General features: G+C 71.2%; 11 protein-coding genes and 2 pseudogenes. 2 read left to right on the forward strand and 11 right to left on the reverse strand.

The genetic code is table 11. The annotated features are described in order from the left end of the window. Positions 1-105: 105 nt before the first annotated feature. Together ACOBQB_RS33750 and ACOBQB_RS33755 are read right to left on the reverse strand one after the other, a co-directional pair. Positions 106-423 carry a hypothetical protein gene (locus tag ACOBQB_RS33750; RefSeq protein WP_423597219.1) on the reverse strand — a complete coding sequence of 106 codons (318 nt, stop codon included), beginning with the start codon at positions 421-423 and terminating at the stop codon, positions 106-108. A gap of 11 nt (positions 424-434) precedes the next feature. Continuing rightward, positions 435-935, reverse strand: coding sequence for a DDE-type integrase/transposase/recombinase (locus ACOBQB_RS33755; protein ID WP_423597221.1), 501 nt, complete (start codon positions 933-935; stop codon positions 435-437). Here ACOBQB_RS33755 and ACOBQB_RS33760 point away from each other — a divergent pair. Next, a pseudogene (locus ACOBQB_RS33760) lies at positions 887-1556 on the forward strand (restriction endonuclease); the annotation flags it as partial. The gene ACOBQB_RS33755 and the pseudogene ACOBQB_RS33760 overlap by 49 nt on opposite strands. A gap of 292 nt (positions 1557-1848) precedes the next feature. On the opposite strand, the pseudogene ACOBQB_RS33765 reads toward ACOBQB_RS33760, so the two are convergent. Together ACOBQB_RS33765 and ACOBQB_RS33770 are read right to left on the reverse strand one after the other, a co-directional pair. Continuing rightward, positions 1849-2661, reverse strand: a pseudogene (locus tag ACOBQB_RS33765) (hypothetical protein); the annotation flags it as partial. 689 nt (positions 2662-3350) lie between these two features. Beyond that, a complete protein-coding gene (locus ACOBQB_RS33770; protein WP_423597223.1) occupies positions 3351-3917 on the reverse strand; it encodes a Uma2 family endonuclease in 567 nt (188 codons plus the stop codon). Between the two features lie 197 nt (positions 3918-4114). Between ACOBQB_RS33770 and ACOBQB_RS33775 the strand changes: the two genes are divergently transcribed. Further along, positions 4115-6133 (forward strand): thioredoxin domain-containing protein, encoded by a 2019-nt coding sequence (locus ACOBQB_RS33775; protein ID WP_423597225.1) that lies wholly within the window; start codon positions 4115-4117, stop codon positions 6131-6133. A 228-nt stretch (positions 6134-6361) separates the two neighbouring features. Here ACOBQB_RS33775 and ACOBQB_RS33780 read toward each other — a convergent pair whose 3' ends face one another. From ACOBQB_RS33780 to trhA, 7 genes are all read right to left on the reverse strand, one after another. After that, on the reverse strand, positions 6362-7993 hold the full coding sequence (locus ACOBQB_RS33780; RefSeq protein ID WP_423597227.1) for an MFS transporter: 1632 nt from the start codon (positions 7991-7993) through the stop codon (positions 6362-6364). 100 nt (positions 7994-8093) lie between these two features. Continuing rightward, a complete protein-coding gene (locus ACOBQB_RS33785) occupies positions 8094-8573 on the reverse strand; it encodes a MarR family winged helix-turn-helix transcriptional regulator (RefSeq protein WP_423597229.1) in 480 nt (159 codons plus the stop codon). 60 nt (positions 8574-8633) lie between these two features. Next, positions 8634-8882: an SCO4226 family nickel-binding protein gene (locus ACOBQB_RS33790; protein WP_423597231.1), complete on the reverse strand. Its 249-nt coding sequence runs from the start codon at positions 8880-8882 to the stop codon at positions 8634-8636. Between the two features lie 88 nt (positions 8883-8970). Beyond that, positions 8971-9717, reverse strand: coding sequence for a Mut7-C RNAse domain-containing protein (locus tag ACOBQB_RS33795; RefSeq protein WP_423597233.1), 747 nt, complete (start codon positions 9715-9717; stop codon positions 8971-8973). Positions 9718-9721: 4 nt separating this feature from the next. After that, positions 9722-10393, reverse strand: coding sequence for a TetR/AcrR family transcriptional regulator (locus tag ACOBQB_RS33800; protein ID WP_423597235.1), 672 nt, complete (start codon positions 10391-10393; stop codon positions 9722-9724). Between the two features lie 5 nt (positions 10394-10398). Beyond that, positions 10399-11958, reverse strand: coding sequence for an MFS transporter (locus ACOBQB_RS33805; protein WP_423597237.1), 1560 nt, complete (start codon positions 11956-11958; stop codon positions 10399-10401). Between the two features lie 164 nt (positions 11959-12122). Then, positions 12123-12767 (reverse strand): PAQR family membrane homeostasis protein TrhA, encoded by a 645-nt coding sequence (gene trhA / locus ACOBQB_RS33810; protein WP_423598939.1) that lies wholly within the window; start codon positions 12765-12767, stop codon positions 12123-12125. Positions 12768-12900: the final 133 nt, after the last annotated feature.

Genomic DNA, 12900 nt, shown 5'->3' on the forward strand with positions numbered 1-12900 from the left:
GGCCGCTCGCCGGAGGTCAGTCCTTGTCCACCAACAAGCCGTTCTCGGCGACCAGTCTGATCCGCCGAATTTCTGTGCTAAGGCCCGCTCGGCTACGTCACGGCGCTACCCCGCGGTGCCCAAGTCTGGATCGCGGGGTGACTGCGCGATGAACTCGCGCCCGGACCGCACCACATCCGCCCAGCGCTCCTCGTTCAGCAGAGAGGTCATGAGGTGCGCGTCCAGGTCCTCTACCTGTGGCAGGGACTGGGCTGCGACAGAGGCCATTCGGGCGGCGTCGATGGACTGTCCGCCGGCCTCGTAGAAGTTGCTGTTCTCGTCCGGAGGGGTGCCGAACGTCATATGCCAGGCCTGAGCCAGCTGGGTTGCGAGGATGTCCCCTGCGCCATCATCGAGGCTTTGTGGCGGCGTCACGTGTGTCATGAACGAGCAACTTAGCTTATGCAGGTCACGAGCAGTCTCGGGAGTGTGCATCCACGGGTTTCTTGGAGACGTTGGTTATGCGGTCCGGCTCGCCTGATGGGCCGAGACTCGCGCTTGCTGGATGATCCGTTCGAACTCGACGGGGTGGTCTCCCACCGACCGCGCTGTGGCGCCGTTTCGTGTTGTGGAAGTCCGCGATCCACGTGGTGGTCTTCAGCCGTGCCTCGGTGCGGAGTGAACGACTCCGCGGCGGCATTGTCCAGGGCCGACCCGACGCGCCCCATGGGCTGCGCCACGCCCCAGCGGCCGCACAACTGCCCGAACGCCTCAGACGTGTACTCGCTGCCGCGGTCCGTGTGCAAGATGACGCCGTTGACCTGGCCGCCTCTGGCCGCGATCGCCATCTGCAAAGCGGCGTTTGTTCCTGGGGTGCGGCTCCGGCGGCGGTGGCAGAGTGGCGTACATGACACGCGACGAACTGCTTGCCGCACTGGCCGGGCTGCGGCGAGCACAGATGGGCAGTCGCCGCGCGCCGCACAAACCGCTGCTCGTTCTGTGGCTGCTCGGGAGGTACGCCGCCGACGGCAGCACGGTGGTCACTTACGACGAGGCTGAAGTGCCCGCCAGCCGCATGATCAACGACTCGGTCCAGCCGAGCCCGGGCGCGACAGCGAGCCGCGATGCCGTTCGTCCACCTGGAGAGTAACCTGTGGGATCTCAGGGATTGCCACGGCGCCGCCATCGGGCCGGACGCCTCCGAGCGAGGCACCTGGCTGCGAGCCCGCGGTGCTCACGGGCGGCGGCACCCCGAGATCGAGCTACTGCCGGCCGACCCGGGAACCTTCGCCTCTTCGGTCCGACTCCTCCTCGACCAGCACTTCACCCCAGCTCTGGAGGGGCCGATCTGCGACGCCGTCGGCTTGGACCTGGCGGGTCTCGAGGACGCGATAGATGTCCCTGGAATGAGGAAGCGCCGCAAGCGGCGCGCCGGTTTCGCGGAAGAGGTGCTGCAGACCTATGCGTATGCGTGCGCCTTCTGCGGCTTCGACGGTGCACTCGGCCGGAACCCCGTGGGCCTGGAAGCAGCGCATGTCCGGTGGCACAGCCAGGACGGCCCGGACGAGGTGAACAATGAAGATCGTTCATCCTGAGTTTGCTGGTCACGGGGCTGGTGACATGGCGCAGTTGCCGGTCGAGGTCGCCGATGAGCAGGAACGGCCGGGCGGTGGCGCCGTATTCTGCGGCCACGTCGGCGATGGTGATGATGCCGGCGATCTGATTCGTCTGGTCCTTGACCAGGAGGAAGCCGAACCTTTCCAGATCGGGAAGCACGTCGATCAGGTGGTCGGCATAGCTGACCGCGTGAGCGGCGACGATGGCATCGCAGAAGGGGGCCTCGGAGTTCGCGTAGTGCGCTCGGGCGATGGATTCCCAGGTGACGGCACCCCGCAGATTCCGAGGTCCGCTCAGTACCGGCAGTTGCGAGTACCCGTTGAGCCGCATCTTGGCGAACACCTCCTCGAAACTCGCCGAGGAGGGCACCGACACCACTCCCTTGAGTGCTGAGGGCAGGTTGCCGACCGTCTGACCCTGAATCTGCTCCCCCTCGTCCCCCTCGTTGACGGAGGGGGCGGAGGGCCTTGGGGCGCCGGTTTCCCTCGACTCCTCCTGCCCCGTCACCGGCCCCTGTTCGGCTGTCTCCTCCTCGTCCGCGGTGTCCCCGGAGGGACCGGTCAAGGTGACCCGGTCGTCGATCCCCACGGCTGCGAAGTCCGGCACTGTGGACAGGCCGTGGTTGGCCAGCTCGTCGGCTACCCGCTCGGCGACCCCGTCCTTCAACCGCGTGTGCCGGACGGCGGAGTCTTCTGCCGCGATGTCGCCGGAAGGCGGCAGCTCCGCCGCCGTGTCCAGGAGGCTCTGCCTCACCGCGTCCAGCAGGGTGCCGTCCTCCAGTGCCCAGGCGGTCCACCCGTCATATGGACCGCGCCCGGTGGCGGCGGCTGCCGCCGCCGAAGGGGATTTGAACCGCTGGCCGTCACTCAGCTCGATTCTGCCGTCCGCGGACACCTGCGCGCGGTGCTCCTGCCCGGACCGCCGCTGCCGGAAAGTGAGGCGCGTCCCTGGGCTCAGCAGACCGGCGCGGACGAGGTCGGAAACCAGCACCCGCCGCCCTTCGATCAGGTAGGAGGCTCGCCCCAGAGGCGCGTCCGTACTGCCGTCCACCGCGTCGTCAGTCACTGGTTTCCCCGGTCGGTCTACCTCGGAACGCTGTGATCATCGCAAAACCGTGGCTGTCACAGGTGCGGATTCAGACAATTGCTTCGCCAGCTGTGGCCGGGACGACTGGTGTGGGCCGGCTTTGTGGGACATGGGCGGAGTGCGCCGTCGGAACCGGCCGCTCAAAGGGTCGTGCCGTGCCGGGCCCGCGTGGCGGACGAGGCATGGCATAGCTTGGCCACCTGCCGGACCCCCTCGGGAGCGAGACACCGCCGTATCCGCTCCAGTACGCAGGCAGGCCCGGCTGACGAGTTGGTTCGCGCTGCGGAACCCCCTGCCTGGGCGGGAGTTCGTATCGGGGCGTGTACCCATGAGCCGCAAGCAAGCCGTCTGCGCTGCCCGCTGCCGGGGAGCACGATCCGGAGCGGTGGCGGTCGGCCAGGCATCCCTACTGGCCTGTGACGCACCCTGTGAGCGGTGCTCATTCTGCTTTTGGTGGGTACTCGCGCTCCTGCCGTCCCATCAGCCGCGCGGCGACGAGTTCACCACCACGGACTTGCCGAAGCGGTCGAGATGGCCCGCACCATTCTCTCGGCGCCCGACAGCGAGATCGGCTTGCGTGACCAGTTGCAGGATCGGCCGGCATGGCAGCGCGGCCGCGGCTTCACCGCCACCGGCCGAACGTCGATAGCGGGGCGACTTACCCGTTCCTACGAGACTCCAAGATCGACCGTGATGGGGAAAGGCGCCGTGGCTTCCACTGCGCCGGTGAACATCTCGCCGTCCCGGTAGGCCCTGGTGGCGGGATCAAGAACGTAGGTATAGATGATCGGGACCCCGGTGGCGGCCTGTTCGACCCGCCAGTAGAAGGGGATGCCGGCCTTGGCGTACTGGTCCACCTTCACGATCCGGTCAGTTGTTTCCGAGCCGGGCGACACGACCTCGACGACCAGCAGTACGTGCTCGGGGCGGGTGGGTGTGAGATCGATGGTTTCCGCCCGGTAGACGGTGACGTCCGGGCGGCGGTTGGTGAGTGGAACGTCCTGCAGGCGGACGTCGAAGTCCGTGTCCGCGTTCCAGTCCGGGCCCGCGGCGGCGTCCAGGGCATTGGCCAGGATCCGAGCCAGCCGGTTGTGCCGCTTGGAGGCGCTCGGGCTCACGACGATCATTCCGTCCACAATCTCGATGCCGGCGCACTGCTCCTCGGACCAGGAGTCGTACTGCTCCGCGCTGATCTGCGTGTGCATCCACGCGGGCGCCACCATCTCGGGGGTCATGGTGTACCTCCTTCGAGGAGCCTCGGCAGGTCCAGCGTCGCTGCGCCCAGCCTACTGTTCCGAGGTGCCGGGCTGCCCGGCCTGGAGGGGTATGGAGGCGCCCACCACGTGGTGGCGCACAAGCGCAATGCGGCCAAGCGGAGCGGACTCGTCAGGGTTTCACCGGCCGCGCCAGGCGCTGTGAGAGGCTGGGTCGTATGAATCGGTTGGCTGGTGTGACCTCGCCTTATCTGCTTCAGCACGCGGACAATCCGGTCGACTGGTGGCCTTGGACGCCGGAGGCTTTCGAGGAAGCGCGGCGGCGCAATGTGCCTGTACTGCTGTCAGTCGGCTATTCAGCGTGCCACTGGTGCCACGTCATGGCACACGAGTCCTTCGAGGACGAGGCGACGGCCGCGGTCATGAACGAGAAGTTCGTGAACATCAAGGTCGACCGCGAGGAGCGGCCCGACGTCGACGCCGTGTACATGGAGGCCGTGCAGGCCGCGACGGGTCAGGGCGGCTGGCCCATGACCGTCTTCCTCACCCCTGACGCCGAGCCCTTCTACTTCGGCACGTACTTCCCGCCGGAGCCGCGGCACGGCATGCCGTCCTTCGTACAGGTGATCGACGGCGTTCACCGGGCGTGGACGGACCGGCGCGGCGAGGTCGACGAGGTCGCGGGCAAGATCGTGCGCGAGCTGGGGGAGCGGCAGCTCACCCACGGCTCCGGCGAGAAGCCCGGCGAGGACGAGCTGGCGCAGGCACTGCTCGGCCTGACCCGCGACTACGACGCGACGCACGGCGGTTTCGGCGGCGCGCCCAAGTTCCCGCCGTCCATGGTGATCGAGTTCCTGCTGCGGCACTACGCCCGCACCGGCTCCGAGGGCGCGCTCCAGATGGCCGCCGACACCTGCGAGCGGATGGCGCGCGGCGGCATCTACGACCAGCTCGGCGGCGGCTTCGCCCGCTACTCCGTCGACCGCGAGTGGGTCGTGCCGCATTTCGAGAAGATGCTGTACGACAACGCCCTGCTCTGCCGGACCTACGCCCATCTGTGGCGGGCCACCGGCTCGGAGCTCGCGCGCCGTGTCGCCCTGGAGACCGCGGAGTTCATGGTCCGCGAACTGCGCACCGACGAGGGCGGGTTCGCGTCCGCGCTCGACGCCGACAGCGAGGACCCGGCCACGGGCAAGCACGTCGAGGGCGCGTACTACGTATGGACGCCACAGCAGTTGCGGGACGTGCTGGGCGAAGCCGACGCGGAGCTGGCGATGTCCTGTTACGGCGTGACGGAGGAGGGCACCTTCGAGGAGGGCGCCTCCGTACTGCAACTCCCCCCGCTGGATGGGCCGTTGGCGGGCGCCACCCGGCTCGCCTCGATCCGCGAGCGGCTCTTCGCCGCCCGCGCCGAGCGGCCCGCGCCCGGCCGTGACGACAAGGTCGTCGCCGCCTGGAACGGCCTCGCGATCTCCGCGCTCGCCGAGACCGGGGCGTACTTCGACCGGCCGGACCTCGTCGCGGCGGCCGTGGGCGCGGGGGACCTTCTCGTACGCCTCCACATGGACGCCCGCGCGCGGCTCGTCCGCACCTCGAAGGACGGGCAGGCCGGCGCCAACGCGGGTGTGCTGGAGGACTACGCCGACGTGGCCGAGGGCTTCCTCACGCTGGCCTCGGTGACGGGGGAGGGGGTGTGGCTGGAGTTCGCGGGCTTCCTGCTCGACCACGTCCTCGCGCAGTTCGTGGACGAGGAGAGCGGGGCGCTGTACGACACGGCCGCCGACGCCGAGCGGCTCATCCGCCGCCCGCAGGACCCCACGGACAACGCGGCGCCCTCCGGGTGGACGGCGGCCGCGGGCGCGCTCCTCACGTACGCCGCGCACACGGGCGCCTCGCCGCACCGCACCGCGGCCGAGCGGTCCCTCGGCATCGTCAAGGCCCTCGGGCCCCGCGTGCCGCGCTTCATCGGGCACGGCCTCGCGGTCGCCGAGGCGGCGCTGGACGGGCCGCGTGAGGTGGCGGTCGTCGGGGAGATCCTCGGGGACCTGCACCGGACGGCACTGCTCGGCACGGCGCCGGGCGCGGCGGTCGCGGCGGGCCGGCCCGGCTCCGGTGAACTCCCCCTGCTGGCCGACCGCCCCTTGGTGGACGGCCGCGACGCCGCCTACGTCTGCCGCGGCTTCGTCTGCGACGCCCCTACGACGGATCCGGCGGAACTGGCTCGGTTGCTTTCCTGAGGGGGCGTCGGCGGCGGGGCGTTCCCGGCGGCGTTCCCTGGGGGCGGCTTCCGAATCGGCTGGGAGCCTCCCGCCTCGCCCCCGCCCCTGCCCTGCCCCGCCTGCGTCGCGCGGCGGGGCTGCGGTGGGCGGACGGCCGGTGGGCCCGGAGCCCCGTACTCCGGAGCATCCCGCTCTGACCCACCCCCGCCCCGCTCAGCACCTGGCCATGCCCCCCGCCCCGCCCCCTCAGCGCCCGCCCGCGCCACCCTCCGCCCCGCGGCGCAACCCCACCGCCGCGAGGGCGGCGCCCGCCGCGCACAGCACGCCCGTGACAAGGGCCGCGGTGTGGACGCCGTTGATGAACGCCTGGCCGCCGGCCTCGGTCACCGCTGTCCTCAGGGGCGTCGGCATGGCACCGGAGGCGGGGGAGATCCCCATCGCGACGGCGTCCTTGGCCTTGCCGAGCTCCTGGGCCATGGGCCCCGGCACGCCCGCCGAGGTCAGCTCGCCGGTCAGCGTGGCGCCGACGCGGCCGCTGATCAGGGAGACGAGTACGGAGGTCCCGAGCGCGCCGCCGACCTGGAGCGCGGTGGCCTGGAGGCCGCCCGCGACGCCCGCGTCCTCGACGGGCGCGTTGCCGACGATCGCGTCGGAGGAGGCCGCCATCACCATGCCGACGCCGAGGCCGAGCGCGACGAACGGCGGCCACATCGCGGCGTACGAGGAGTGGACGCCCCAGCCCAGCACCCCGAAGGACGCGGCGGCCTGGAGCGCCATGCCGAGCGGCATCGACAGCCGGGCGCCGAACCTCTCGGTGAGCGCGGCGCCCAGCGGCGAGGCGACGACGGAGGCGAGGCTCAGCGGCAGGGTGCGCACCCCGGCTTCGACGGGCGTGTAGCCGCGTACGTTCTGCAGGTACAGCATCACGAAGAAGATCACGCCGAGCAGCACGAAGAAGTTGACGGCGGTGATGATCGTGCCGATGGTCAGCGCGGGGCTGCGGAACAGCCGCATCGGCAGGAGGGGGTGACCCCTGTCCGAGCCGGGCCGGGCGCTCGGGGAGGGGCGGCCGAGGCGCGTCTCGTACCACCCGAAGGCCAGCAGGATGACGAGCCCGGCCGCGAGTGTGCCCAGCGTCGCGCTCGAACTCCAGCCCCACGTCTCGCCCTTGACGACGCCGAAGACGACCACGAGCAGGCCGAGGGCGAGCAGGACGACGCCGAGGACGTCGAAGCGGTGCCGGCCGGCGGCGCTCTTGCTCTGCGGCAGCACCAGCGCGCTGAAGGCGACCGCGACCACGCCGATGGGGGCGTTGATGTAGAAGACCGACTCCCAGCTGACGTGCTCGACGAGCAGCCCGCCGACGATGGGGCCGAGCGCCGTGGACACGGACGACACCATCGCCCAGATGCCCACCGCCATGCCGAACTTCCGCGGCGGGAACACCGCCCGCAGCAGACCGAGCGTGTTGGGCATCAGCAGCGCGCCGAAGAAGCCCTGTACGGCACGGAAGGCGATGACGCCCTCGATCGAGCCCGCCAGGCCGATGGCGACCGAGGCGAGGGTGAAGCCGACGACGCCGGTCAGGTAGAACGTGCGCCGTCCGAAGCGGTCGCCGAGTTTCCCGCCGAGGATCAGCGCGGCGGCGAGCGCCAGCAGGTACGCGTTGGTGACCCATTGCAGGTCGGAGGTGGAGGCGTGCAGGTCACGGCCGATCTCAGGGTTGGCGATCGAGACGACCGAGCCGTCCAGGCCGACCATGAACAGGCCGAAGGCGACGGCGACGAGCGTCAGCCAGGGCCGGCCGCGTCGCCCGGCCGGGGCGTCCGGCGGGCTGGCTGCGGGCAGGGGTGAGCGGTCCACGGAGGTGGCGGGCATGGAGGTGCCTTGCTTCCTGGAAGAAGAGGGGGATGTGCGGGGGCGTACGACCGCACGGCCGCACGGCGGCGGGGTTGCCGGTGCGGGTACGCCGCAGCCGTCAGGAGGTGGCGGCGGCCGGGTGGATGTGCCGGGCGAGGCCCCGGAGGGCGCCGAGGGCCGAGCCGATGGCGTCGAGGTCCCCGTCGGTGAGGGTGTGCAGCGCCTCGATGACGTACCCGTCCATGAGGTGCGCGGCCTGGTCGAGCCTGCGCCGCGCCTCGGCGGTGAGGTGCAGCCGCGCGATCCGCTTGTCGGCCGGGTCCTGCCCGCGCTCCAGAAGTCCTTGCCCGGCCAGCTGGGTGACCAGGGCGCTCACGTTGTTCGGCTTCATCAGCAGCGCGTCGGCCGCCGCCCGTACGGTGACGCCGTCCCGCTCCCCGACGAGCCGCAGCAGCGCCAGCTGCCCCTCGGGCAGCTGGGGATAGGGGAAGTCCTGGGCGAAACGCCGCTCAAGGGCCCGGTGCAGCGCGGGCAGGACAGAGGACATCGCTGACGCGATGTCCTGGATGTCCCGTTCGGACGCGCTGGAGGTGGGCATGCCGCCAGGATAAGTATGGCAAGATACCTATGTCAACATACCTGTCGCTGGGGCTCCCGGTCAGACCATGAGCGGCACGGGGTGGACCTCGTCCGCCGCGTGGCCCGCCCGCTCGTGGACGCGCTGAACGGCATCCGCGGACGGCGCCTCGGACAGGCAGAAGACGTCCCCGGATGTGGGGTCGGCCCACGCGTGCTCGAAGCTGACACCTTCCTGGTCCTGAATGGCCAGGTCAGCGGCGTGCGCCTCCTTGAGCTGGTCGGCGGTGATGTTCTGCATGCCGTGATGGACGTCCATGAACTTGGCCATCGCACTCACTCCTCGGCACTCGCTCCTCGGCAAGGCGGACGTGCCCCTCTTCCATGGTGCTCCCGGGGACACGCCACCTCCACTCAGGTCACGCCTGGGCCCCGACCGGCCCGCTCCCGAACTCCGCCACCGCGCCCGCCACGATCGCCTCCAGACGGTCGTGGTGGGCGCCGCGCCAGTACACGCGCGCGCACTCCCCGCACTGGGCGAAGACGTCGTACGAGCCGCGCGTGCCGCCCTCCAGGAGGTCCGCCACCTCTTCCTTGGTGGCCGTGCGGAGCGTGCCGTTGCAGGCGGTGCAGCGCGTCCACGGGGCGAGGCGCGGGGAGAAGCGGCCGAGGACGTCGCGGAGTTGGTCCTCGGGGCGGTCGCTGTAGACGTACGCCCCCGCCCACAGCTCCCGGCGCCGCAGCAGCCCCCGGTCACGGCTGAGCAGGACGCGCCGCTCGGCCGCCGAGCGCGCGGCCAGGGCGGGGTCGCCGATGTCCGTGCTCTCGTACGCCGCGTCGACACCGAGGAGGCGCAACCGCCGGGCCAGTGTGCCGAGATGGACGTCCAGGAGGAAGCGGAGCGGGGCGCCCGGCACCGGCTGGGGGCGACTGACCGCGCGTACGGAGATGGTCTCGCCCTCCGCCGGCACGTGCCCGGGGGCGACCTCGCGGCCGTCCACCACGAGCGCCCCGACCTCCGTCAGTGGCACCCCGAGGGACTCGACCACGTGCCCGAGCGTGGAGGCGCCGTCCGTAACGACCGTGGTGGGGCCCTGCCTTCGCTCCTGGGGGACGAAGGTGCCGAGCGCGGGGTCGAAACCGACGAGGATCTCCGGACCGTTCATGCGGTCAGGATGGCATGCCGGGACCGGACGGCACCGACGATTTTCCGCTCCTGTCCGCTCCCGCGAAGCCACTGGTCAGCATGGACAGGGTGCGGTCCACCAGCGTGGGCAGGTCGTCCCGGTGGTCGCGCTCGGCCCAGTACGCGGCGGTCTCGGTGAGCGCGCCGATCAGGCCCATGGAGAAGGTCCGCACCTCCAGGTCGCCGGGCTCGCGGCCGGTGCGCTCGGCGATGACCCGGCACAGGATGCCGCCGGTGACCGACATGCTCTCCAGCATCCGCGAGCGCACGGCGGGGACCTCGATCATCAGCTTCGTACGGAGCCTGGAGACCTCGGGCTCCTCCGCGAAGCCGAGGCTGACGGCCCGGCGCAGCACGACCCGCAGCGATTCCACGATCGGCTCGTCGGCGGGCCGCTCCCGCAACTCGCTCTCCAGGAGCGGATCGAACTCGTCGGTGAGGACGATGTCCTCCTTGGTCGGGAAGTAACGGAACACCGTGGAGGGGGAGACCTCCGCCGCCTCCGCGATCTGCTCGACCGTCGTCGCCTCGTACCCCTGCTCGCGGATCAGCCGGTACGTCGCCTCCCGGATCGCGAGGCGGGTCTTGAGCTTCTTCCGTTCGCGCAGCCCCAGCGGGGGCGCGGTCTCGGCGGTGGGGATCCGTGCGGCCGTCATGGCGTTCATTGTCGGGCATCCACCGAGGCCTTGCCCAGGTCAGGCGTGTCGGCCGCCGTGCCGTCGGTCCTCGGCAGGAGCGCGGCCACGAGCAGGGACGTCACCAGGGCGGCGACACCGCTGACAAGGAGGACGAGGCCCATGCCGTGGACGTACGCGGAGTTCGCGGCGTCGACGAGGCCGCCGTCGCCGAGCCGGTCGGCCACCCCGTGGGCCGCGACCACCGAGTCGCCCGCGGCGTCGGCCGCGGGGACCGGCAGGCCGCCGGTGTCGAGCCGGTCGGTGTACGCCCCGGCGAGGAGCGAGCCGAGCAGCGCGATGCCGAGGGCACTGCCCACCTGCCGTACGGTCATGAGCAGCCCCGAGCCGGAGCCCGCGCGCTCCACGGGCAGCGCGCCGAGCGCCGCGTCCATGGACGGCACGACGGCGAAGCCGAAGCCGAGGCCGGCCACCGAGAGCCACAGCGCGGTGAGGCCGTAGCCGCTGTCGAGCTCCGTGCGGCTGCCGAGGATCGCGGCGAAGGCGAGGACCGCGAGTCCGCTGCTGATCACCGCCCGCGCCCCGAAGCGGCGTACGACGGGCTCGGCGCCCTTCGCGGCGATCAGCAGTCCGCCCATCAGCGGCAGGAGCCGCACACCGGTGCCGAACGCGTCGTGGCCGAGGACGGCCTGGAGGTACGGCGGCAGCGCGAACAGCAGGCCCGACAGCACGAACATGACGAGCGTCGCCGCCATCGTGTTGAGGAAGAAGGCACGGTCGCGCAGCAGCGTCATGTCGAGCATGGGCCGCGTCATCCGCCGCTCACGCAGCACGAGCCCGGCGAGCAGCAGGATGGCGCCGGTGAGCACGCCGAGGACCAGGGGGTCGCCCCAGCCGCGTACGGGCGCCTCGATGATGCCGTAGACGAGCGCGCCGAGCCCGGCGACGGTCAGCGCCGTGGAGACGACGTCGACCGCGGGCGCCGCGGGGTCGCGGGTCTCGGGCAGCAGGAACAGGCAGGCGGCGAGGCTTGTCGCGACCATGGGGACGTTGATCAGGAAGATCGAGCCCCACCAGAAGTGGTCGAGCAGCCAGCCGCCGACGATCGGCCCGAGGGGCGCGCCGAGCGCGGAGGCGGCCGAGACGATGCCGATGGCCCTGGTCCGTTCACCGGGACCGAAGAGCGCGGGCAGCACGGCCAGCGCGAGCGGCATGACGAGGGCGGCGCCCGCCCCCATGACGGCGCGGGCGACCACGACGAGGGAGACGTCGTCGACGAGGGTGCCGATCAGCGACCCGGCCAGGAAGATGCCGAGCCCGGTCATCAGCATCCTGCGCCGCCCGAACCGGTCGCCGAGGAGCCCGGCGGGGAGCATCAGAGCGGCGAGGACGACGACGTACGCGTCCGCCATCCACTGCTGCTCGCCGGTGCTCGCGCCGAGCTGCTCGGCCATCGTCGGCAGCGCGACGTTGAGGATCGTCATGTCGAAGCCGAGCACCAGCAAGCTCGCGACCAGGGCGGCCAGCGCCCACCAGCGACGGGGGTTCTGCCGCGCGGCGGCGGGAGAGTTCGTGACGGTCACCATGAATTGAGAGTAACTCTCAAAAGGTGTTCACTGTCAATGTGTGCGGGCGCGCAGACGGGCCGGGCGCAGAAACGGTCGGCGCGCAAACGGCCGGGCGCGCGAAAAAGGTGGCCGCGGCTCAAGAGCCGCGGCCACCCGGATGGCGGAAGGAGGAACGTGCCGGATCACCCGTGCCGGTAGGCGACCAGCGAGATGCCGATGTAGTGCACGGCGAAGGCCGCGAGGGTCAGCGAGTGGAAGACCTCGTGGAAGCCGAAGAAGCGGGGGGAGGGGTTCGGCCGCTTGATGCCGTAGATCACGCCGCCCGCGCTGTAGAGCAGTCCGCCGACGACGACCAGGACGAGGACGGCGACGCCGCCCGTCCGCATGAAGTCCGGCAGGAAGAACACGGCGGCCCAGCCCATCGCGATGTAGCACGGCGTGTAGAGCCAGCGCGGGGCGCCGACCCAGAACACGCGGAAGGCGATGCCTGCGACGGCCGCGCCCCAGATGCCCCAGAGGAGCCACCGCCCCTTCGCGTCGGGGAGCAGCAGCATCGTCAGCGGGGTGTAGGTGCCCGCGATGATCAGGAAGATGTTCGAGTGGTCGAGTCTGCGCAGCACGCCGTCCGCGCGCGGGCTCCAGTCGCCCCGGTGGTACAGCGCGCTCACTCCGAAGAGCAGGCAGGCGGTCAGGGCGAAGACGCCGCAGGCGATCCGGCCGCGGGTGGAGTCCGCGAGCGCGGTCAGCACCAGGCCGGCGACGACTACCGCGGGGAACATGCCGGCGTGCAGCCAGCCGCGCATCTTCGGCTTCACGGGCAGCGGCATGTCCTGCGGGGGCGGTACGAGGGAGGGGGCGCCCTCGGGTTCCGGGATCGCTTCGGAGACGGAGGCGGTCATGTTCGGCATGGTACCTACGGGCCCGTAAGTCAGGGATCAGTCGGCGGCGGGGTCAATCGGG

Source organism: Streptomyces sp. G5(2025), from assembly GCF_049542075.1.
Taxonomy (GTDB): Bacteria; Actinomycetota; Actinomycetes; order Streptomycetales; family Streptomycetaceae; genus Streptomyces.